The sequence below is a fragment of the Burkholderia sp. WTPI3 genome (assembly GCF_021483755.1).
GTDB lineage: Bacteria > Pseudomonadota > Gammaproteobacteria > Burkholderiales > Burkholderiaceae > Burkholderia.
In genome coordinates this window covers 273,894-294,878 of record NZ_JAGIXF010000001.1, presented here as the reverse complement: position 1 = coordinate 294,878, position 20,985 = coordinate 273,894, and the positions used below count along the sequence as shown (strand labels likewise).

At 65.0% G+C, this 20,985-nt stretch carries 26 protein-coding genes and 1 pseudogene; 11 read left to right on the top strand and 16 right to left on the bottom strand.

The window, feature by feature from the left end; translation table 11 throughout:
- From J7024_RS01395 to J7024_RS01385, 3 genes and pseudogenes are all read right to left on the bottom strand, one after another.
- Positions 1 to 784, bottom strand: a pseudogene (locus tag J7024_RS01395) (hypothetical protein); the annotation flags it as partial.
- Between the two features lie 323 nt (positions 785 to 1,107).
- Positions 1,108 to 1,791: a hypothetical protein gene (locus J7024_RS01390; protein ID WP_124825681.1), complete on the bottom strand. Its 684-nt coding sequence runs from the start codon at positions 1,789 to 1,791 to the stop codon at positions 1,108 to 1,110.
- A gap of 14 nt (positions 1,792 to 1,805) precedes the next feature.
- Positions 1,806 to 2,438, bottom strand: coding sequence for a 5-formyltetrahydrofolate cyclo-ligase (locus J7024_RS01385; RefSeq protein ID WP_124825680.1), 633 nt, complete (start codon positions 2,436 to 2,438; stop codon positions 1,806 to 1,808).
- A gap of 190 nt (positions 2,439 to 2,628) precedes the next feature.
- On the opposite strand from J7024_RS01385, the gene J7024_RS01380 reads away from it, so the two are divergent.
- The 3 genes from J7024_RS01380 to J7024_RS01370 all read left to right on the top strand — a co-directional run bounded on the left by J7024_RS01380 (position 2,629) and on the right by J7024_RS01370 (position 4,939).
- A complete protein-coding gene (locus tag J7024_RS01380; RefSeq protein ID WP_124825679.1) occupies positions 2,629 to 3,729 on the top strand; it encodes an NAD(P)H-dependent flavin oxidoreductase in 1,101 nt (366 codons plus the stop codon).
- 141 nt (positions 3,730 to 3,870) lie between these two features.
- Positions 3,871 to 4,242, top strand: coding sequence for a GFA family protein (locus tag J7024_RS01375; protein WP_124825678.1), 372 nt, complete (start codon positions 3,871 to 3,873; stop codon positions 4,240 to 4,242).
- 241 nt (positions 4,243 to 4,483) lie between these two features.
- Positions 4,484 to 4,939: a MarR family winged helix-turn-helix transcriptional regulator gene (locus J7024_RS01370; protein WP_124825677.1), complete on the top strand. Its 456-nt coding sequence runs from the start codon at positions 4,484 to 4,486 to the stop codon at positions 4,937 to 4,939.
- 111 nt (positions 4,940 to 5,050) lie between these two features.
- On the opposite strand, the gene J7024_RS01365 is transcribed toward J7024_RS01370, so the two are convergent.
- The 3 genes from J7024_RS01365 to J7024_RS01355 all read right to left on the bottom strand — a co-directional run bounded on the left by J7024_RS01365 (position 5,051) and on the right by J7024_RS01355 (position 6,744).
- On the bottom strand, positions 5,051 to 5,794 hold the full coding sequence (locus tag J7024_RS01365) for a GNAT family N-acetyltransferase (protein ID WP_124825676.1): 744 nt from the start codon (positions 5,792 to 5,794) through the stop codon (positions 5,051 to 5,053).
- Between the two features lie 140 nt (positions 5,795 to 5,934).
- Complete coding sequence (locus J7024_RS01360) at positions 5,935 to 6,261, bottom strand: DUF4148 domain-containing protein (RefSeq protein WP_124825675.1); 327 nt, start codon at positions 6,259 to 6,261, stop codon at positions 5,935 to 5,937.
- Positions 6,262 to 6,324: 63 nt separating this feature from the next.
- Complete coding sequence (locus tag J7024_RS01355; RefSeq protein WP_175760630.1) at positions 6,325 to 6,744, bottom strand: organic hydroperoxide resistance protein; 420 nt, start codon at positions 6,742 to 6,744, stop codon at positions 6,325 to 6,327.
- Positions 6,745 to 7,144: 400 nt separating this feature from the next.
- On the opposite strand from J7024_RS01355, the gene J7024_RS01350 reads away from it, so the two are divergent.
- Positions 7,145 to 8,464, top strand: coding sequence for an MFS transporter (locus J7024_RS01350; protein WP_124825673.1), 1,320 nt, complete (start codon positions 7,145 to 7,147; stop codon positions 8,462 to 8,464).
- Positions 8,465 to 8,520: 56 nt separating this feature from the next.
- On the opposite strand, the gene J7024_RS01345 is transcribed toward J7024_RS01350, so the two are convergent.
- Positions 8,521 to 9,408 (bottom strand): LysR family transcriptional regulator, encoded by an 888-nt coding sequence (locus tag J7024_RS01345; protein WP_124825672.1) that lies wholly within the window; start codon positions 9,406 to 9,408, stop codon positions 8,521 to 8,523.
- A gap of 103 nt (positions 9,409 to 9,511) precedes the next feature.
- Here J7024_RS01345 and J7024_RS01340 point away from each other — a divergent pair, with 103 nt between their 5' ends.
- Positions 9,512 to 10,729 carry an alpha-hydroxy acid oxidase gene (locus J7024_RS01340; RefSeq protein ID WP_124825671.1) on the top strand — a complete coding sequence of 406 codons (1,218 nt, stop codon included), beginning with the start codon at positions 9,512 to 9,514 and terminating at the stop codon, positions 10,727 to 10,729.
- A gap of 355 nt (positions 10,730 to 11,084) precedes the next feature.
- Here J7024_RS01340 and J7024_RS01335 read toward each other — a convergent pair whose 3' ends face one another.
- Both J7024_RS01335 and J7024_RS01330 read right to left on the bottom strand, forming a co-directional pair.
- A complete protein-coding gene (locus J7024_RS01335; RefSeq protein ID WP_124825670.1) occupies positions 11,085 to 11,492 on the bottom strand; it encodes an Hsp20/alpha crystallin family protein in 408 nt (135 codons plus the stop codon).
- Positions 11,493 to 11,507: 15 nt separating this feature from the next.
- A complete protein-coding gene (locus J7024_RS01330; RefSeq protein WP_175750869.1) occupies positions 11,508 to 11,945 on the bottom strand; it encodes an Hsp20/alpha crystallin family protein in 438 nt (145 codons plus the stop codon).
- A 249-nt stretch (positions 11,946 to 12,194) separates the two neighbouring features.
- Here J7024_RS01330 and J7024_RS01325 point away from each other — a divergent pair, with 249 nt between their 5' ends.
- Positions 12,195 to 12,578 carry a hypothetical protein gene (locus J7024_RS01325; protein WP_124825668.1) on the top strand — a complete coding sequence of 128 codons (384 nt, stop codon included), beginning with the start codon at positions 12,195 to 12,197 and terminating at the stop codon, positions 12,576 to 12,578.
- A 414-nt stretch (positions 12,579 to 12,992) separates the two neighbouring features.
- On the opposite strand, the gene J7024_RS01320 is transcribed toward J7024_RS01325, so the two are convergent.
- Positions 12,993 to 13,481 carry an aminoacyl-tRNA deacylase gene (locus tag J7024_RS01320; RefSeq protein ID WP_096505238.1) on the bottom strand — a complete coding sequence of 163 codons (489 nt, stop codon included), beginning with the start codon at positions 13,479 to 13,481 and terminating at the stop codon, positions 12,993 to 12,995.
- A 454-nt stretch (positions 13,482 to 13,935) separates the two neighbouring features.
- Here J7024_RS01320 and J7024_RS01315 point away from each other — a divergent pair, with 454 nt between their 5' ends.
- Entirely contained in the window at positions 13,936 to 14,223 is a 288-nt protein-coding gene (locus tag J7024_RS01315) for a YciI-like protein (RefSeq protein ID WP_124830439.1), read from the top strand.
- A gap of 22 nt (positions 14,224 to 14,245) precedes the next feature.
- On the opposite strand, the gene corA is transcribed toward J7024_RS01315, so the two are convergent.
- A complete protein-coding gene (corA, locus tag J7024_RS01310) occupies positions 14,246 to 15,223 on the bottom strand; it encodes a magnesium/cobalt transporter CorA (protein ID WP_124830440.1) in 978 nt (325 codons plus the stop codon).
- Positions 15,224 to 15,391: 168 nt separating this feature from the next.
- Between corA and cydX the strand changes: the two genes are divergently transcribed.
- Positions 15,392 to 15,538 (top strand): cytochrome bd-I oxidase subunit CydX, encoded by a 147-nt coding sequence (gene cydX / locus J7024_RS01305; RefSeq protein WP_124830441.1) that lies wholly within the window; start codon positions 15,392 to 15,394, stop codon positions 15,536 to 15,538.
- On the top strand, positions 15,535 to 16,161 hold the full coding sequence (locus tag J7024_RS01300; RefSeq protein ID WP_124830442.1) for an AAA family ATPase: 627 nt from the start codon (positions 15,535 to 15,537) through the stop codon (positions 16,159 to 16,161). The genes cydX and J7024_RS01300 overlap by 4 nt, the downstream gene beginning before the upstream one ends.
- A 103-nt stretch (positions 16,162 to 16,264) precedes the next feature.
- Here the strand turns inward: J7024_RS01300 and J7024_RS01295 are convergent, their stop codons facing one another.
- The 3 genes from J7024_RS01295 to J7024_RS01285 form a co-directional block, all read right to left on the bottom strand.
- On the bottom strand, positions 16,265 to 17,365 hold the full coding sequence (locus J7024_RS01295; RefSeq protein WP_006755042.1) for a saccharopine dehydrogenase family protein: 1,101 nt from the start codon (positions 17,363 to 17,365) through the stop codon (positions 16,265 to 16,267).
- Positions 17,362 to 17,646, bottom strand: coding sequence for a hypothetical protein (locus tag J7024_RS01290; RefSeq protein WP_124830443.1), 285 nt, complete (start codon positions 17,644 to 17,646; stop codon positions 17,362 to 17,364). Before J7024_RS01290 ends, J7024_RS01295 begins: the two co-directional genes overlap by 4 nt.
- A 161-nt stretch (positions 17,647 to 17,807) precedes the next feature.
- Positions 17,808 to 18,272, bottom strand: a complete 465-nt coding sequence (locus J7024_RS01285; protein WP_006755043.1) for an Lrp/AsnC family transcriptional regulator — start codon at positions 18,270 to 18,272, stop codon at positions 17,808 to 17,810.
- Between the two features lie 350 nt (positions 18,273 to 18,622).
- On the opposite strand from J7024_RS01285, the gene J7024_RS01280 reads away from it, so the two are divergent.
- A complete protein-coding gene (locus J7024_RS01280; RefSeq protein ID WP_124830444.1) occupies positions 18,623 to 19,177 on the top strand; it encodes a Spy/CpxP family protein refolding chaperone in 555 nt (184 codons plus the stop codon).
- 128 nt (positions 19,178 to 19,305) lie between these two features.
- A complete protein-coding gene (locus J7024_RS01275; RefSeq protein ID WP_124830445.1) occupies positions 19,306 to 19,737 on the top strand; it encodes a PGDYG domain-containing protein in 432 nt (143 codons plus the stop codon).
- Between the two features lie 33 nt (positions 19,738 to 19,770).
- Here the strand turns inward: J7024_RS01275 and J7024_RS01270 are convergent, their stop codons facing one another.
- Together J7024_RS01270 and J7024_RS01265 are read right to left on the bottom strand one after the other, a co-directional pair.
- Positions 19,771 to 20,133, bottom strand: a complete 363-nt coding sequence (locus tag J7024_RS01270; RefSeq protein ID WP_124830446.1) for a DUF3022 domain-containing protein — start codon at positions 20,131 to 20,133, stop codon at positions 19,771 to 19,773.
- A gap of 13 nt (positions 20,134 to 20,146) precedes the next feature.
- Positions 20,147 to 20,935, bottom strand: a complete 789-nt coding sequence (locus J7024_RS01265; protein ID WP_175752082.1) for a YhfC family intramembrane metalloprotease — start codon at positions 20,933 to 20,935, stop codon at positions 20,147 to 20,149.
- Between the last annotated feature and the right edge of the window lie 50 nt (positions 20,936 to 20,985).

Here is a 20,985-nt window from a genome sequence, read left to right as displayed (position 1 = left end):
CCGTCGCCCACGCACGTTGCCACGCGCGTCCGACAGGTGCGACGGCGACGATCGACGAATCGGTCCGGCGTGCGCCTTCGTACGCGTCGCGATACGCGGCGACGATCGCGGCGAGACGCTCGACGTAGCGTGCGTGAAAGCCGTCGCTGTCGGGATCTCCGGCGAGCGCTCGCGCGAGATCGGCGCGCGGCCAGGTTTCGTACAGATAGACGCGTGCATGCGGCGCTGCCGCCCGAATGCCGCGCGCCAGCTTCGCGACGCTGGCGCAGAAGCCGGCCGGATCGCTGGCGCGGCTGTGCGTGAGCGCGAACGGCAGCGGCTTCGCGCTCAGTTCCTGCAGCACGATCGCATCCCAGGCGGGGCGGTCGATCACGTCCGATGCGACGCGGTCGTGTTTCGCGAGGCTCGTCGCCGACATCGCCTCGAGATGAACCTCATAGTCGAGCCCGGCTTCGAGCGCGAAGCGCGCGACGATGCCCGGAATGCCACCCCACGGGCCCGGTTCGCGTTCCGCGCGCGCGCCGGTTTGCCCGTAGTTTTCATCGACGACCGACGCGTCGCCGGCGATCGCCGCTTCGCCGGTACTCATCGCGCCGTACGAACGCACGGGCGTGTAGCGGCCGTGCGTGAGGCTGTCGCCGACAAACAGGATGCGTTGCGCCGTGCGAGCGTCGCGCACCGGTGAAGCCGCGATCGCCGGCGCGGCGCACAGCAGCGCCGCGGCGCATGCGAGCACACGCCGCGCAAGGAAGAAGGACGAGGGTGCGGCGGGTATTTCGCTCATCGCGAGGTTCCGGAGAGACGCGTGGCGCAAGTATTTCACGAAGCGCTCCGACCGGGCGGATCAGGTGTCGCAGTACGGGTGCGGTGGCCGGCCCGCCGGTCTTTCCGCCGCCGGCAAAGCCGACATGTACGTTCGCTCACGCCTCGATGCGATGCAGGTATCGGTCGCCACGCGCGGCAACGACAGCCGGTCGCGCGATCCCCTTTCTCGACATGCCGGCGACCAGGGAGAGCCGCGCATATCGCGTGCGCGGCCAACGATGCCGATATCGGACCGGCCGGTGCGTTGCGTGCGGACATGCCGCGAACGCACCGGCCCGCGCATCATTTCAGTTCCGGATTCTGCTGCGTCGCACACGTGCGCAGCGCGGTGACGACGTCCGTCTTGCCCAGCTTCTCGAACAGATCGGCCATCTCCATCTGAGCGACGGGGTCGCCCTCGCGTGCCGCACGCCAGCGCAGCGACGCGATCATCCCGCGCATGCGCTCGCCGGGCGTATCGCCGTCGTAGCCCGACATCGCCTGAAGCACGTCCGCGAGCTTGTTGTATCCGGCCGGCACATGATGCACGAGCAGCCACGCGATCGCCGGCTGCGCGCCTTCCCAGTCCTCGTCCTCCAGCGAACTGTTCACCAGACGCGCGGCCGCGCGCCAGGAACCGAGCGACGCGGCCTTCGCATACGCCTTGTCGGCGTCGCGGCCGCGCGGCGACGGCGCTGCGTCGAACGCCGCCTGTGCATCGGCCGACGGCGGCGGCAACGCGAGCTTCGTGCAGCGGAACTCACCCGTATCGGGCGCGTTGCCGGGCAGTTCGGCCCATCGCACCTGGTCCTTCAGTGTGCGCTCGAGCGTCGGCCGCACGTCGCTTTCCTTGATCGACGCGAACACCCAGTCGGCACGAACGTGACGGGCGGCGTCCCAGTCGTCCTCGGCGACGGCGTGTTGCGCGAATATCAGGCAGCCGGCCATGCAGCCGATCCGGAACATCTTGCGGGGGAACGTTTTCATGGTTGCTTCCAGTTTCAATGCGCCGCGATGACGAACGCGGTGAGCGCGATCGGGAACAGGGCCAAACCGAGGAGACCGATCGCACCATCGGCCGCCATCGTGATCGGCGACAGCGCGAGCTTCGCGCCCTGGCCGAGCACCGACGGCCGCTCGATCACCTTGACGTTGTATGCATGATTGAACGCCTGCGGGATCGACGACGGCGTGACGTCGTTCGGCTGGTAACGCTTGCCGCTGATCGTGCCGCTTTCCGTCAGCTCGTAGCCCCGGTCCTTGAAGCCGTCGGCAAGCGCGCGCTCGCGGAGTTCGGAGCCGGCCGGTGCATCTTCGCGCGAGAGCTGCAACACGTAACGCCCGGTGATCGTGTCGCCGTGCGTCTCGAAATCGTCGAAATCGGTATACAGCTTGGGGCGATAGGGCGCCGTGAGGTTGACGGCAAGGGCCGGCGGCACATCGAAAATGTAGTGATAGCGCGTGCCGAGCACGACGAGTTTCTTCCCGTCCGCGCTGATCAGAAACGCCGAGAGCGTTTCCCGGTATTCCGGATCCTTCATCACGTGATTGGTGACGGGACCGAAGTTGGTGCAGCCGGCGAGCACACCGGATGCCGCCACGGCGGGCAGCACGAGAAATGTTCTTCTTTTCATGAGTTGTCTTCGTATTGTTCGTGATGCCGTGAAACCGCTTGATGTCGGGCGAAGCGTTCGGCGAACGCTGCGCGCTGACGGCCTTGGATGCGGTTTCCCGGTCCGCTATTCTACGAGGAAACCGGAAGCGCGATACCTGCCGCTGCCGCGGCAGGTGCGTGCTTCGGCAGCCCACCGGAGGCAACCGACGATGAATCACCCGACCGACAACCGGACGCTGTTGCGCACGCTCGGCATCCGCGTCCCGATCATCCAGGCGCCGATGGCCGGCGTCAGCACGCCAGTGCTGGCGGCGGCCGTGTCGAACGCGGGCGGCCTCGGCTCGCTGGGCGTCGGCGCAACGAACGCCGACGGTGCGCGCAAGATGATTCGCGACACGCGCGCGCTCACCGACCGGCCGTTCAACATCAACCTGTTCTGCCACCAGCCGGCCGTCGCCGACGCCGCCGTCGAGCGCGCATGGCTCGACTGGCTCGCGCCCGCGTTTCGCGAACAGGGGGCGACGCCGCCCGCGGCGCTGTCGGAGATCTACACGAGCTTCGTCGCGGACGACGCGATGCTCGCGATGCTGCTCGATGAAAAACCCGCCGTCGTCAGCTTTCATTTCGGGTTGCCGTCCGATGAGGCGATCGCCACGTTGAAGCGCGCGGGCACCACGCTGTTCGCGGCCGCGACGAATCTTGACGAAGCCCGGCAGATTGCCGCGGCCGGCATCGACGCGATCGTCGCGCAGGGCATCGAGGCCGGCGGGCACCGCGGCGTGTTCGACTCGACGGCTCACGACGACCGGCTCGGCACGTTCGCGCTGACGCGCCTGATCGTGCACGAATGCGCGCTGCCGGTGATCGCGGCAGGCGGCATCATGGACGGCGACGGCGTTGCCGCCGCGCTCGCGCTCGGCGCGCAGGCCGCACAGCTCGGCACGGCCTTCGTCGCCTGCCCGGAGACTTCGATCGACGACGGCTATCGTCGCGCGATCCTCGGCGACGCCGCACGGCGCACGACGTTCACGAGCGCGATTTCCGGCCGTATCGCGCGCGGCCTCGCGAACCGCCTGACCGCGCTCGGCGACGATCCGGACGCGCCGGCCACGCCGGCCTATCCGATCGCCTACGACGCGGGCAAGGCTCTGCATGCGGCCGCGAAAGCAAAAGGCGAGTTCGGCTACGGCGCGCAATGGGCCGGGCAGGCCGCGCCGCTCGTCCGGTCGCTGCCGGCTGCCGAACTGTTCGCGACGCTCGAGCGCGAAACGCGCGCGGCCATCGCGCGGTTGCAGCACGTACTGGACTGATTTCCAGATATACGCGGCCACACGCATCCGGCGCCGCAAAATTGCAATGCTCTGTATCTGCGCGCCGTGCGGATACAGAGCGATACAACGCATCGACATGCGTCTGCTATAACGCAGGCATGACCTCTCGAGGAGCGCGTCATGTCTGCCACGTGGTTCAAAGGGTCCTGCCATTGCGGGGCCGTCAGATTCGAAGTCCGTACCGAGCTTGCGCCGGCGGCTCGCTGCAACTGCAGCCTCTGCCGCCGCCGAGGTGCGCTGATGAGCCCGATGTTCCCCGCGAGCGACCTGAAAATCGTCGCAGGCGAGGGCGCGCTCACGCTCTACCGCTTCAACACGCGCACGGCCCGTCACTATTTCTGCAGCCGCTGCGGCGTCTATCCGTTCCACCAGACGCGCAAGGATCCCGGATGCTGGCGCGTCAATCTCGGCTGCCTCGACGGTGTCGATCCGTATGCGTTCGACGCGTCGGTCGCCGACGGCGCGAGTCTTTCCGTCGTGGAGGACGCATGAAGCGCTGGCTGATGATCCCGCGGTTTGCCGCCGGCGGCCGCGCGACCGAAATCGCGTATCCGGTGCAGTGTTCGCTGCTGTCGGTGAGCCGACAGCGAAGCGGCGCGCGAAACTGACACCGAGCGGACGTCCAGGTTCGCGCATCTTCTTGATCGGCAACGATAGTCTTGCTTCCGATAAGATCGCACGCGACATATAATGCGTTCATCTGCGACCGATCGCGCGTCGATGGAGGACGTTCATGAAACCGACCGAAGCACAATCGCCTGCCACGCCGAAGCTGTCCGAGTTTCTGTGTTTTGCGATCTATTCGACGAACCTTGCGTTCGGCAAGGCTTACAAACCGATCCTCGAAGAACTCGGCCTCACGTATACGCAATACATCACCATCATTGCACTGTGGGAAGAGGGCAATCAGACGGTCGGGCAACTCGGCGCAAAGCTGTTCCTCGAATCGAACACGCTGACGCCGATCCTGAAGAAGCTCGAGGCGATGGGCTATCTGGAGCGGCATCGCGATCCGTCGGACGAGCGCCAGGTGCTCGTGAGCCTGACGAAAAGCGGCCGCCGCGTGCGCGAGAAAGGGCTCGACATGAACCTGATCGAAGCGACCGGCCTGAAACCCGACGAATTCGCGAAGATGCAGAAGGCGATCGTCACGCTGCGCGGCAATCTGATCGACTCGGTCAACGAATAGGCGAACAGACGCAGGTTCGATATCCGGCCGGCGAAGCGGCTTTCGCCGGCCACCGTCATCTCCGGATTTACCAAGCCTGTCAGGCCGTCAGCGGCCGATGCACCCCGTCGGTCAAGGTCGCTTCTCCGGCTCACTCGCCGCGGTTGCCGTGCTCCCGAGCACCAGCAAATGCATGTCGCGGCGCGTGACGAAGCCGAGTGCCAGATAGCGCTCGATCGCGACGCGGTTCGACGCGAGCACGTGCAGAAACGGCGTTTCCCCGCGTGCGCGGCAGGTTGCGATCAACGACCGAATCAATCCCGCCGCGAGCCCCTGACCACGGAACGCGGGATCCACGCACACGGCACTGATCTCCACATGCCCGCCGGCCTTCAGCCGCTGACCGCTCATTGCCACGAGCCGGCCCTCCCTGCGAACACCGATATAGCCGCCGAATTCGATCGTGCGCGGGCCGAACGGGCCCGGTTCCGTCGCCGCGATCAGCTCGAGCATCTCCGGCACGTCGGCCTCGGTCAGCGGGACATGCTCGAAAGGACGCGCGTCGTCGAGCGCTCCCTGCCAGACCATCTGATGCAGCACCGCGCGCCAGACCACGGAAAAGCCGGCCGGCGTCGGGATTTCGTCCGGCGTGACGAGCGCCGCAGGCCCATGTGCTTCGATCAAGCCACGCAATGCGTCGAAGGCGGCCGCGCTGCGCTCGGCCATGCCGGCAAACGGCGCGACCGTCGGGAGAAACCGCAACGCGCGATCGCCGCCCAGCGCCAAACGGCGCTGCGCGCCGGCGAGTGCGTTCCATACCGCGTTGTCGAGCGGGTGCTGCGTGTCTGCTGCAGGTCCTGTCGTTGCTTTCAGCATCGCCGGTTCCTCGAGTGAAGGCTGTCCGTCGCACAGCATAGACGGGATCGTCTATGCCGACAGCACACCAACAAAGCCGCGCACGATTACATCGCATGCGCTTGATGTGATGGACGCTGCCACCGGCTTCGGCGTGATGCTCAATGTCCGAAGTAGATCGAGCGCTCGGCCGTGCGGATCGTGCCGTGACTGCCGGATTGCGTCGCGCTGTCGGCGTTGCGGCCGTAGCCGGATGCCTGCGGGTCGGTCACCGTCGCATCGGTGTCGCGAATCCGCTTCAGCGCGGCCCGCAGATTGTCCGGATAGTTCGGATCGTTCGCGCGGCCCGGCGCATCGCCGGCCGCCTCGAGCTGCACGAGTTCGGCGCGCACTTGTGCACGCGTCACGCCGGATTCGTTGGCTAAGGCCGGTGCAGCCACGGCAGCGGACACGGCGACGAGAAGGGCAGCGATCAATCGGGTTTTCATCATTTACCTCGACAAGAGAATGGAATGACATGCGCAAGGGCGGCACGCCGCCCGACGACACGCTCAGGCAACGCGGATCTCGACGTCGATGTTGCCGCGCGTCGCCTTCGAATACGGGCAGGTCTGATGTGCGGTATCGACGATGTGCTGCACGACGTCACGGTCGAGCCCCGGCACGCTCACGTTCAGGCGCGCCTGCAGGAAGTACGCGTTGCCGCCCGTGCCAAGATCCACTTCGGCATCGACCGCGAGATCGACCGGCAGCGTCACCTTCGCCGCGCGCGCCGCAAGCTGCATCGCGCCGATGAAGCAGGCCGACCAGCCGGCTGCGAACAGTTGTTCCGGGTTGGTGCCGATGCCCGCGCTGCCCGGCGACGACAACTGGATGTCGAGGCGGCCGTCGGAACTGCGCGCGGCGCCGTCGCGACCACCGGAAGTCGTATGCGTCTTGCCCGTGTACAGCACTTTTTCGATCTTGCTCATCGTTCACTCCATCAGGTTCAAAAGTTTGTCCAGGATGCGATTCGATCGCATGCGATGCAGTTTGGTCGACGCGCTTCAGCACGTCAAGCGCATTCGATTAAATCGCATACGATATTTTTTTATTTCAATGTATCTGAAACGCACAGCGCCTTTTCCAACAAGGCTTTTCGACGATCGAGCCCTGATAATCGGGGCGCGGGAAGATGACCGGTTCCGGGCATGCGGTGGAGAAGGGCGATTCACCCACCCAGACTTTCCATAAAGCGAACAAACTCATTGTCATTATTTCGCTTTCTACAAAGCACCGTCTCTTCTAACCTTGCCGCACCCGATCGCAAGGCGGGGCGCCCACGGCCCGCGCTTGCCCGGACAACGAGCACAATCGAAACGGAGACCTCACGTGTCGCGCGTCAGCCCTGTTGCAACGGCCACGGATTCCCGGCGGACCGGAACCCTCGCGAACCTGCGATCCATCTTCAGCGGATCGGTAGGCAACCTCATCGAGTATTACGACTGGTACGTCTATTCGGCGTTTTCGCTGTACTTCGCGAAGGCGTTCTTTCCGAACGGCAACCTGACCGTACAGTTGCTGAATACGGCGGCCATCTTTGCCGTCGGCTTCATCATGCGCCCGATTGGCGGCTGGCTCGTCGGCATGTACGCGGATCGCAAAGGGCGCAAGGCCGCGCTGCTCGTCTCGGTGCTGGCCATGTGTGCCGGCTCGCTGATCATCGGCCTGACGCCCGGCTACGCGACCATCGGCATCGCCGCGCCCGTGCTGCTGGTCATGGCTCGCCTGCTGCAAGGGTTGAGCCTCGGCGGCGAATACGCCAGTTCGGCAACGTACCTGAGCGAAATGGCCGACCCGTCCAGCCGCGGTTTCTATTCGAGCTTCCTGTTCGCGACTCTGTCGCTCGGCCAGTTGCTCGCGATGGGCGTCCTGGTGGTGCTGCAACAGTTTTTCCTGACCACCGCGCAACTCGAAAGCTGGGGCTGGCGCATACCGTTCCTGCTCGGATCGCTGCTCGCCTGCAGCGCGATCTTCCTGCGCAGCAACATGGAGGAAACGGCATCGTTCGAGCAACATCGCCGAAGCAAGCGTCGCCACGCATCGATCGCGGACCTGTTTCGCCACAAGCGCGAATGCCTGATCGTGGCCGGCCTGACGCTGGGCGGCACCGTTGCGTTTTATGCGTACACGACGTACATGCAGAAATTCCTCGTCAACAGCGCGGGGATGAGCAAGGCCAACGCATCGATGGTTTCCGTGCTCAGCCTGCTGGCGTTCGTCGTGATGCAGCCGATCTTCGGCAGCCTGTCCGATCGCATCGGCCGCCGCCCGCTGCTCATCGCGTTCGGCGTACTCGGCACGCTCTGCACCGTGCCGATTTTCCGGGCCCTCAGCGGCGTCCAGACGACCGGCGGCGCACTCGCGCTGATCATCGTCGCACTCCTGATCGTCAGTCTGTATTCGTCCGTCAGTGCCGTTGCGAAGGCCGAGCTGTTCCCGGTCGGCGTGCGTGCACTGGGCGTGGGATTGCCGTACGCGATTACGGTGTCGCTGTTCGGCGGAACCGCCGAATACGTCGCGCTGTGGATGAAGAGCATCGGACACGAAGCGTGGTTCTTCTATTACGTGTCGGCCTGCGTGCTCGTTTCGCTGCTGTGCTACCTGTGGATGCCCGATCCCAAGCGCGTGTCGCGCATCGACGAAGCGTGACGATCGCACGCATCTGCCGGGCCGCCCGCGCGTAACGCCGGGCGGCCCGGCACCTGTCAGCGGAAATCCGCGTGCTGCCGCACCAGCGACAACATCGACGGAATCAGTCCGCGCACGTCGCCGCGACGCCACTGGAACGCATACGGAAGCGGCGCCAGCGGCGGCTCGCTCGCCAGCTCCACGAGGTCGCCGCCCAACCGCGCGCGTGCCCAGTCGACCGGCAGGAAGCCGATGCCGACGCCTTCGCGCAACATGCCGGCCACCGCACTCCAGTTGTTGCACGCGATCCTGCGAGCGTGATTGATGCCGCACGCAAGCAGCCAGTCGTCGAGAATGCGCGTCACGCCCGAACCGGACGGCAGCAGCACCAGCGCGTGGCTGGCGATCAGCGCCGGCGTCAGCACGCGCTCGCTACCGACCAGCGCGTCGGCCGCCATCCACGCGAACCGCGCTTCCGCGACCGGCTGCGACAGCACGCTGCCGCGCGACGAGCGGCCCGCGATGACCGCGAAATCCAGTTCGCCCGCGTCGACTTTCTCCTCGAGCGCCGCCCCCACGTCGACATACGGCTCCAGCGCCAGCTTCGGATGCTGCTTCTGGACGGCCGCCACGAAACGCGGCAGCCACGTCAACGCAGACAGCTCGCCGACCCCGAAGCGCAGCCGGCCGCTCAGTCCTTCGTCCCGTGCCACCGAGTCCTGCAGCGCAGCGACGGACTCCAGCACGCGCACCACGGCCGGCAACAACGCCTCGCCGTCGTCGGTCAGCACGGCCCGATGCCCGCTCCGGTCGAACAGCGTGCGCTCGACGACCTGCTCCAGTTCGTTGATGCGCTTGGACAACGACGACACCGATAGATGCAGCCGTTGCGCCGCGGTCGAGAAGTTTGCGCACGTCGCAGCCCAGTAGAACGCATCGAGTTGCTTGAGAGTCGGAGTCGCCATTGTCTTTCGCTTTTATCGAACAAATTCATTGGAAGATTATCGCTTTTTATGAACCTCGCGCGTACCTAAAATTCCCGCATCGATTCGATAACAGGCCGCTGAAATGACCCCGTCCGCATCCTCCCATCCCGCAACAAGCCGCCCGCAGGCCGATACGCGTACGCCGCGCGTACTGCGCAACATGCTGAGTCTTCACGATTTCGAGGCTGCGGCACGCCGCGTGCTGCCGCGCCCGATCTTCGGCTATGTCAGCGGCGCGGCGGAAGACAACCGCACGCGCGACGACAACCGTGCCGTTTTCGACGAGTACGGATTTGCCACGCGCGTGCTGCGCAACGTGTCGCAACGGCAGCAGGCGGTCGAGCTGTTCGGACGGCGCTATGCGTCGCCGTTCGGCATCGCGCCGATGGGTATCCATGCGCTGTCGGCCTATCGCGGCGATATCGTGCTTGCGCGCGCCGCGCAGCGCGCGGGCATCGCGTCGATCATGAGCGGATCGTCGCTCATCCCGCTGGAGGAGGTGGCCGCCGCCGCGCCGGGCACGTGGTTCCAGGCGTACCTGCCCGGCGATGCCGGGCGCATCACCGCATTGCTCGAACGTGTCGCGCGCGCCGGCTACCGGACGCTCGTGATTACGGTCGACATTCCCGTGTCCGCCAATCGCGAGAACAACGCGCGCACCGGCTTCAGTACGCCTCTGCGCCCCAGCCCGCGGCTGTTCTGGGACGGTATCACGCGCCCGCGCTGGCTCGCGGGCACCTTCGCACGGACGCTTCTCGCGCACGGCATGCCGCATTTCGAAAATTCCTTTGCGACACGCGGCGCGCCGATCCTGTCGTCGTCGGTGCTGCGGGATTTCTCCGCGCGCGACCATCTCGATTGGGGACACCTCGCGCGGATCCGGCAGGAGTGGAAGGGCGAGTTGGTGATCAAGGGCATCCTCAGTGTGGAAGACGCCGTCATCGCGCGCGACGTGGGCGCGGACGGGATCATCCTGTCCAACCATGGCGGCCGCCAGCTGGACGGCGCCGTGTCGCCGATGCGAATCCTGCCCGACGTCGTCCGCGCGCTCGGCGCCGATTATCCGGTGATGATCGACAGCGGCTTTCGGCGCGGATCGGACGTGCTGAAGGCGGTCGCCATGGGCGCACGGATGGTATTCGTCGGGCGGCCGTTCAATTACGCGGCGGCGGTGGCCGGCGAGGCGGGCGTGCTGCACGCGATCGGCCTGTTGCGCGACGAAGTGGACCGGAACATGGCGATGCTGGGCGTCGATCGATGCAGCCGTTTGACGCAGGACGTGTTGATCCGGAAAGTCTGATTCGTAAAATAATGCATCTATCGGGATAACTTTTCTTATCACAATAGATCGATTTTTTATAAAAACTCGCGCATGCGAAAACGCGGCCGGGTTCGTTTCGACATGCCTCGCAGCATGACGGGCGATCGGCATCAGGGCAGGGGGATCGCTGCACGGATGTCCTTCGCGCGTCATTGCAGGCGTTTGGAACGTGACCGCCATCCGCATGGCTTCGCGGCCGGTCATGAAGGTACGAGTCACATGTCTTTTCCAGGACGCCTGCGTGACACCGACACCGGAACTTCCCGCCCCTGATTCATGGCGGCGGCAGCGCGATCGCTGCCGCCCGTGCGGCCAACGTGCCGTCATTGACGAGTCAGTTGCCGGTCTTGACCTCAATGCGTCGCGGGCGAGCCTCGTCGCGGCGCGGGATCGTCAGCTTCAGCACGCCGTCCTGGAGGCTCGCGTCGATCTTTGACGTATCGAAGTCCGGCGACAGCGTGAACGTCCGGGCGAAGTGCGGTTCGCGGACCTCGGCATGCTGCAGCCGCAGCGTTGCCGGCGTCGGCACAACCGCCTCGGCCTCGATCGAGAGGCGGCTGTCGTGAACTCTGACGTCCAGCTTGTCCTTCGTCACACCGGGTAGGTCGGCCCACAGCGTGACGCCCTGGCTGTCCTCGTAAATGTCGACGGCCGGGGTGAGTGTGATCCGGCGGGGCTGTTCAGTGTCGCGACGCGCGGCGGTGGCGCGGTCGCGTTCAGCCAGTTGGGTCATGTCGGTCATGATCGGCTCCTCGGGTTACTGGACAGTGATGGCGCGCGGCCTGGACGATTCGCGCTTGCCGATACTGATCGACAGGCAGCCATTGTCGTAGCGCGCCTGAACCTTGTCGGGATCGGCAGTGTCGGGCAGTTCGATGACCCGCCGGAAGGTGCCGGCGAAGCGCTCCTGCGTATAGGTGCGCGTCTCGCCACCCGTGTCGGGTTGTGTCGATTTGCGTTCGCCGCTGATGATCAGCAGGCCCTTGTCGACCGATACGTCGAGTTCGGTGACGTCGAGGCCTGGGGCGAAGGCGACAATCTCGATCGACTCGTCGGTCGCACCGATATTGATCTGAGGAAACGCGCCGAAACGGCCGGCGCGGATGCTTGACGGGAAACCGCCGAAAAACTGCGCCATCTGCTGCAGCCGGTCAAGCTCGCTGAAGAGGTCGGTTCCGAAGTAAAGATCGCTCATGATCGTATCCTCCTTGAGTGCAGCCGGGGGGCGAACGGGCCTACGCGCTCCAGTTCGCCTGCCAGACTGCTGGCAAACAAATCGAAACACGCAGCGTGCGGAATGAAGCGACTCGCACGTCTGCCTGAGCGAAACTCAAGATAGGAGCTCTACGGAAAATTTCAAGAGGTGCCGGCGAATTCCTGCACTTGAAATTTTGAAGCTGGCGCCCATCATCGAAGTGGTTCGAAACGGCATGCGGAGGACGCCATGGAATTCGACACGGACTGGCTTACGCTGGGCAGGCATCGTATCCGGCTGCGCTCGACGAAGGGTTTTCCGACCGAGACGATGCGCACCGTCGTGGAGGTCGTCAGGCTCGCGATCGACAACAACATGAGTGCGCGGGCGCGACTCGTCGAGGTCGTCTGTCGGCAGGAAAAGACCTACGAGGCGCTGGTCGGCACGACGATGACGGAGGACAAGATCTGTGCACCGCAACTTGAAGCAGCGGTCGCGGTCGTGCTGGGTCTGTTACCTGAGCAGATCAACATCACGGTCACCCACGTCACGCAGAACGAGGTCGATCTGCACTTTGGCGTGTATGAGCGAATGTTGTCGGAAAAGCTGGGGGCGGTACCGCCGATCCAATGAGCGATCGGTCCGGCGCATTGCCGTGCGGCCCGTGCTTCAACACCAGAGCAGCCTGCGGGCCGTCGGCTACGTCCTGAATGACCTTGAATCGGTCCAGCTCGCGCATCGTCATCGTGATCCGTTCCGTTGCAGCCATCGCAGCCTCCGGCGCCGGGAAGCCGGCGGCCGGTCAGCTTACGCGGTCCGAAAGCGGACATTTCTATCTAGCCACTACAACCAGTCAGGTTGATAATTATGATTATGTCAAATCACAAATTCACCGGAAACCACCACTGAACATCGGTGGATCTTGACCAGTCCGCCACCCCTCACTTTCGCGGCGCAATCTTTTCGAAATCAGCGGCGCACGGTTGCCTCCGCGTCCGCCCGCCGGACGCCGTCACCACCCGTCGCAAACCACCCGCGACAAGCCGATCAAGACACCCACATTCCCTGCATCCTGTGCGAGAAATGCGCACGCTCGGCCGTCTCCATCAGCGACAGGAATTCGTCCTGCATCATGTGGATCAGCGCTTCGTGGTCGCCGGCTTCGAAATACACTTCCGGCTGCTCCGCGAGATGTTCCTCGAGGAATGTTTTCATCCCGTACGCCATGCACACCGGCGGCAGCGCGCCCATGTCGCAATCCTTGAACAGTTCGCGCAGTTCGATTTCCCTGGCGAGCACGAGATGGCGTCCGGTCTTGACCCAAAGGTCCGACAGCCGCACTGCGTGCGACGTCGGCAACACGGCGGCGACGTAGCCTTCGTCGTCCTCGAGCAGCACGGTTTTCGCGAGACGATTGCCGGGGATATGCGCGGCAGCGGCCGTCTCCATACTGGTATGGCTATACGGGTGGTACACAACTTCGTACCGCGATGACTTCTGGCGCAGGCAATCCTGCAGGGTGGCGGATACAGGCATAGCACACCTCATCTGGACGAATCGAGCGAACAAAGTTCGCACCGGATTCGTTCAGCATAGGTCGCATTCGGGCCAATGGAAACGCCCTCGCGCGGCATCCGTACGGGCCCGCCGACGGCCGGACGAGGCCTCGTTTCCGGCAGATCGCCCGCCCTCGCCGGCATGTGAAATCCGGACCCGGAATACGCTCGTCGAGTTGCCTTTCCTGAAGACAGGGTCTGTCGATGGACGTCCTGCCGCGATAGCTCAACCCAATACGACGGCGGAGAAGCGGTAGACCGTTAGTTGCATTTATGGGAAAAGGTACAGACGCACGAATGGCAAGCGCCGCAGCCACGCGAACGCGTCCGGACACGCCGGGAGAGTCTCTGCGAACCGCGCCGACAAAGACCGAACCGTGTCCTATACTGAGCCGGCCGCCGAACCTGCGCGGCAACCGATTCCGGGAGCAACCATGCATTACCAGCTGATCTACGATCTCGTCGACGATTACCTGGCCCGGCGCGAACAGTTCCGCGCCGAGCACCTCGCACTCGCGCAGGCCGCAACCGAACGCGGCGAGCTCATGCTCGCCGGCGCGTTGCAGGATCCGGCCGACCAGGCCGTGCTCGTGTTCGAAGGCGATTCGCCGGAAGCTGCCGAATCGTTCGCGCGCGCCGATCCGTACGTGCAGAACGGCCTCGTCAAATCGTGGCACGTGCGGCCATGGCGTGTCGTGGTCGGCAAGCACGCACCGCGTTAGCGGCGCGCGGCGACGGGCGCGGCTACAGCCACCCCGCCCGCTTGAACCGCCACCATAGTCCGAGATCGGCTGCGAGCATCACCGCGATGCAGCCGTAGAAGCCGTATTTGAGATGCAGCTCGGGCATGTTCGCGAAGTTCATCCCGTAGATGCCGGCAATCATCGTCGGAATCGCGAACAGCGCGGCGAACGAGCCGAGCCGCTTGGTCACCTCGTTTTCCGCAAGCGAGATCATCCCGAGGTTGACCTGAATCGCGGTCACGACCATTTCGCGCCGCCCTTCGATCGTTTTCACGATCCGCTGCAGATGGTCGTACACGTCGCGGAAATAATGTTCCATCCCGCTGCAGACCTGCGGAGTCCGCCCGCCGGTGAGCTTCGCGAGCGGCTCGAGCAGCGGCGCCGTGTGCTGGTACAGCATCACGAGCCGACGCTTGAGCGAATAGAGATCCTCGATGATCGCGCGCGACGATGACGGCGAGCTCTTCGTGAAGATACGGTCCTCGAGTTCCTCCAGCTCGTTGCCGAGCGCCTCGAGAATCGGAAAATAGCGATCGACGACCTGATCCATCAGCGCATAGAACACGAACGCCGAGCCCTCCTGCAGCAGATGCGGTTCGCGCTCGCAGCGCTTGCGCACCTCGCGGAAGTCCTGTTCCGTATGGTTACGAATCGACAGCACGTAGTTCGGGCCGACGAACACGTTCAGCTCGCCGACCTTGAATTCGTCGTCGTCGTCGAGCTCGACCGTATGCAGCACGGCGAACAGCGAGTCGCCATACTCCTCGATCTTCGGCCGTTGATGCCCGTTGCGGGCATCCTCGAGCGCCAGCTCGTGCAGCCCGAACTCTTCGCCCATCAGGTCGATTTCCTCGGGCGTCGGATCCTTCAGCGCCACCCACACGAAACACTCGGGTTTCGACACGTAGTCACTGATGGCGTCGATATCGATGTCGGCCAGCTTGCGGCCGTCCTGGTATGCAGCACAGTTGATCAGCATGGTGTCCGTGATGTTGCGGTTTGCGCGTCAGTTTACCGGTTTGCCGCGCAGGCGGCCCGGCTTGCGCGTCGCGCCGATATTGGTCATGATCGGACTGCATGCCGCACGGCATCGCTTCGACAGGCTCACGGCCCGCTCGTGCGCCCCAACCGTCCAGGAGACAGACCCATGTGGTATTTCGCGTGGATACTCGGCATCGGCGTGGCCCTCGGCTTCGGCATCATCAATGTGATGTGGCTGGAAGCGGAAGTGTTCTCGCGCGACGACAAACGCACCGACACGTCGCGTGCGGATTCGCGGAGCCGGTATTCGTGACGCACCTGGTGTTCTTCTGCGGCCATGCCGGCACCGGCAAGACCACGCTCGCGAAGCGGCTGATCGGGCCGCTGATGCGCGCGACCGGCGAGGCCTTCTGCCTGCTCGACAAGGACACGCTGTACGGCCACTACAGCTCGGCCGCGATGGGCGCCCTCACGTCGGATCCGAACGACCGCGACAGCCCGCTCTACCTGAAGCATCTGCGCGATCCCGAGTACCAGGGCCTGCTCGACACCGCCCGCGAGAACCTCGCACTCGGCATCGGCGCGCTGGTGGTCGGCCCGCTGTCGCGCGAAGTACGTGACCGGCGCATCCTCGACCGCGCGTGGCTCGGCATTACGCCCGACGTCACGCTGACCGTCGTCTGGGTCCATACGACAGAGGACGTCGCACACGAGCGAATCGTCGCACGCGGCAACCCGAACGACGCCTACAAGCTCGCGCACTGGGACGAATACCGGCAACGCCGCTTCGTGCCGACCGGTGACGAATGCGACGGGATCGTGATGTTCGACAACACCGCGCCGTCCGACGCCGACATCGAGACGTTGCTGTACCGCATCGCACCACCGGCGCCGCCCGTGCCGCAAGCGACGATCGTCCCGCCGCTGCCGGCCTGAGCGCGCCCCCGCCCTTCTCTTCTTCCGCGCCTGAAAAAACAACGCCGGAAGCGCTGCTGCGCTCCCGGCGTCGTCATACCACCCTCGTGCCGTCGATCCGTCGTCAGGCGACTTCGTGCACACGCTCCATCGTGCCGCCTTCGTACAGCTTGCCGAAGCGGTTCGACAGGAACGCCTTCAGCGACACCTTTTCCTGCGGGATGAAACCGCTCTGCGGCAGCTTCTTTTCGCGGAACAGATCCAGCACCGCGCACATCGCGCCGGCCGTCGTGATCTGGATCGCGCTCATGTGCATCCCGCACACGTCCTTCGCGAAGATCTTGCGGGTGAACACGTCCTGCACGAGCTGGCCGTCCTTCACGCCCGTCACCGTGACGAACACGAGCACGACGTCCTGCTTCGTCGACGGCACGGCACGGCGCATGATCGACTTCAGCGTGTCGCGGTCGCTCGACAGGCGCAGGTCTTCGAGCAGGAACTGCACGAGTTCGCGGTGGCCCGGATAGCGCACCGACTTGTAGTCGAGCGTCTCGACCTTGCCCGACAGCGTCTCGCACAGCGTGCCCAGGCCGCCCGACGTGTTGAACGCTTCGTATTCGGTGCCGTCCAGCGAGAAGTGCTCGAGGCCTTCGAGCGGCTGCACCCACTGCTTGCGGCCATCGCGGATCGCTTCGCACGGCTGGCAGTATTCGTTGATCAGACCGTCGACGCTCCACGTCAGGTTGTACTTCAGCGCGTTGGTCGGATACTCGGGCAGCGCGCCGACGCGCATCTTCACGTCGCGCACTTCGCTGAAGCCGTTCACGAGCTCGTGTGCGGCGATGCCGATGAAGCCCGGTGCGAGGCCGCACTGCGGCATGAACGCGCGGTCCGAACCGTCGGCGAGTTCGCGAATTGCGTGGGTTGCGCGCACGTCTTCGGTCAGATCGAAGTAGTGAACGCCGGCAGCCTTCGCCGCAGCCGCGACGTTGACCGCGAGGTAGTACGGCAGTGCGTTGACGAGCGCATCGAAGCCCTTCACGGCTTCGCGGATCGCATTGGCGTCGGCCGAATCGACGCGTTGCGTCGCGATCCCTTCGCGCGACAGCTTCGCAAGCGCATCGGCGTCGCGGTCGAACGCGACGACTTCGTAGTCGCCCGTTTCACGCAGCATGTGAGCAATGGTGTGGCCGATCAGACCTGCGCCGACGATGGCGATTTTCATGCGCTTATCTCCTGATAATGGGTTTGGTGTTGGTGTACGGCGTCGAGCCATGAACACAGTTTAGGGACGCGCAAAATCAGTTCCAAGACGAAGAATGATGCGAAACGACCGATACATTCGACGATATGACGAAGCTTTTCGTCATAATGACCGAATCGTCTAAAAATCGCATCAATCGCCGGCTGCAAACGGGCCGCACAAGCCGCGTCCGGGCGCTCGGAAAGAACGAATCCAAACGGGATCGGAGCGGGATGCCGGAAGACGCATGAGCCGTTGCTCACGCCAGCACCATCAGTCGACGCAACGACGCCGGCGTGACGATGCGCACGCCAGCGCGCCGTCCTGCGGCAAACGCAAACGGCGAGCATCAATGAAAGGTAAAGGAGGAAGATCCGCGCAACGATCGCGCTGCGACGTCACGCGCGACGCCGCATGCGAAGCATTAGCCGCCGATCGTGCCGCGATCGATCTTGCGCGACAGAATAATCGACGTCGTCGTGCGCTCGACGCCTTCGAGCGTGCCGATCTGGTCGAGCAGATCGTTGAGGCGCTCCGGCGAATCGGCGCGCAGCCAGGCGACATAGTCGTACTCGCCGCTCACCGCGCACAGCAGTTGCACCTCGGGCATCCGGTCGAGCCTGCGCAGCACGTCCTTGCCGAACTTCGGCGTGAGGATGATGCCGACATACGCGTAAATGCTCGCATCGAGCACGTCCTGTCCAAGCCTCACGCTGTATCCGGCGATCACGTTCGTCCGCTCGAGTCGCGCGATGCGTGCGACGACGGTCGTGCGCGCGACGTCGAGCTGCCGCGCGAGATCGGCGACGCTTGCGCGCGCATCCGCCTGCAGCAGCGCAACGAGTTGCCGGTCGAGGTCGTCGAGTTGGTCGAGGCGGGGTGGACGCATGAGGCTGGGCCGGCGTGCAGCGCACCGGCGAAATGGAACGTGACGCGATGATAGCGCTGAACGCCGGGCCGCCCAAACGGGATCGTGCATCGTGGCAACGATCGAACCGGTACATCGCGCGGACTGTTTCGTACGCATCGATCGCGCGCCACCGTCGCCGCCCGAACGCGCCCGACACCGCGTCCGCCCGCTATGTCCCTTTCAATTTCTATTCGTATCGGTTGTAAGCAAGTGTCGCTTTCGCTGCCGTGTCGTGCACAACGTGCTACTAATAGCGGGCGACGCGAGATGCGCGCTCGCGGCAGTTGCCGCCGCGCCCGCTCGCACGACACCACCCCGGAGAGCCAACCATGAAGAAAATCTCGCTCACCCTCGCTACGCTCGTCGTTGCGGCCAGTGCATTCGCGCAGACCCAACCGCAATCGCAGCCCGCTCCGGCTACGGCCACGCCGACGGCCGCGTCGGCGCCGGGCGCCGAGCAGCGTGCGGCACGCCATGAAGCGCGCATCGAGCAGCGCATCAAGTATCTGCACGACCAGTTGAAGATCACGTCGGCGCAGGAACCGCAGTGGAAAACGTTCGCCGACGCGATGCGCGAAAACGGCGAAACGATGGGCCGCCTCTATCGCGCACGGATCGAGAACCACAACGTGTCGGCGGTCGACGACGTGAAGCAGTACGCGGAACTCGCGCAGGCGAACGCGGACGGCGCGAAGAAGCTCGCCGACGCCTTCGCACCGCTCTACGAGAGCTTCCCGGCCGAACAGAAGGCGTTGGCCGACACGACGTTCCGCAACTGGCTGCACCACGGCGGCGAACACCACGGCAAGGGCAAGGCCAAGGCCAGAAGCAAGGAAGGCAAGGCAGCAGCCGCGCCCGCCGCAAGCGCTCCCGCCCAGCCCTGATCTCCGCATTGCCGGTGCCGCCCTGCCCGTCCGGGCCGAACGGCACCGCGCGTCCCGCGGGTAATCGGCGCGTCACACGGCGCGCCGATTTCGGGATAAGCTGCCGGCTTTTCCCGCACTTCCCCGCCATGCTCGAACTCAAGCACCTCGATCTGCGTACCGATCCGCAGGCCCGTCGCGTCGTCAAGGACGAAACCGTCGCGGTCGCCTTCGCGGATGCCGACGGCGAACTGATGAGCCTCGAAGGCCCGAACCGCTACGTCGCGGGCGACGCGCTGATCACCGGCTCGACCGGCGATCGCTGGGTCGTGTCGCGCGCGCGCTTCGACGCCAAGTACCTGCCCGCCGACTCCGCGCTCGCACACGGCGTGCCGGGCGCGTACCGAAACCGGCCGACCGTCGTGCTTGCCCGCCGGATGGACGAGCCGTTCACGATCGCCCGCTCGGAAAACGGCGACACGCTGCACGGCATCGCCGGCGACTGGGTGATGCAATATGCGCCCGGCGACTACGGCGTCGTACAGGCGCAGCGCTTCGCGCAGGTCTACCACGACGCGTAACCGGCCGCGCCGGCATTGCATCGGCGCTTGCGCTTACGCGAAGTCTTCGTCGAGTTCGAGCTCCGCGTCGCGCTCGATGGCCTGACCGGCCGCGTGCCGCTCCTCGAGCGAACCCAGCATCGCTTCCGTATACGCATGCAGCACCGCGTGGCTGCGTGCGCGCTGCATCGGCCGAAGCGCCAGATACCGCGCGAGCGCGGCCGGCACGATGCGGATATCGAGCGTCATCCGCTTCGGCGTCGCGCCGAAACGCATTGCCAGCCAGTGCACGGACAGGAACCGCCCGCGCGCGTCGCTGCTTTCCGCGAAACGTGTCTGCTCCGGAAAGAGATCGCAGATCACGCGCGCGAGCGCGTCGAATTCAGCGCTCTGGCATTCGATCAGATAGTCGTCCATTCCCTCTCTCCCGTCAGGCCGCCACACGCTGCGGCCGGCACGTCTTCGACAGCACGACGACCAGAATCGCGGTCAGCACGAAATACACGGCCTCGAGCCATCCGGCCGGCAGTACACGGACCTGGTAAAGCAGCGTCGGCGCGACCACCAGCGCATGCAGCACGATCGCGAGCGGCAGCACGCCTGCGCGGCCGGCGCGCACGCCGCGCCATACCAGCACCGACAGCGCGAGCTGCACCACGAAGCCCGCGCAGCGTTCAAGCAGCAACAACAGGATCGACTGCGCCGACAGCGTCGCCAGCATCACGTGCAGCCGCACGACGGTATCGCCCGGCAGGTCCGCGAGCTGTGTTTCGAGCTGGCCGCGGCTCGCGAGCCAGGCGAGATACGACCACTGGCCCCACACGAGCACGCCGACGAACCACGCTTCGGCGCCCGCATGGCCGATCCCGTAGCCGATGCCGCGACCGTCGCCGGCCGACGCGCCATAACGGCGACTCAGGAAGCGCATCCCCAGATAGCGGCCGACTTCCTCGAATACGGCGGTCGCGAGCGCGCTGTATGCGACGAACGCCAGCGGCTGCGTGAGCCACCCGCCTGCCGGCGTCTGGCTCAGCACGAGACCGTGGAAGGCGCGTTCGACGATCATCGCGAACAGCGTGAAGACGGCGACGCCGACGATCGTGTCGCGGCGGTCGAGCGCAAGCGGCTTGCGCAAAATACGGAAGAGAACGAACGGCAGCAGCGCGATGATCAGCGTGGCGGCGATCAGCACCGCCAGCGTGACGGGGGCGACAGTCATGTATTTCCTTGTTCAGGGCAGCGCACCTGACGCGCTGCGTGCCCCGAATG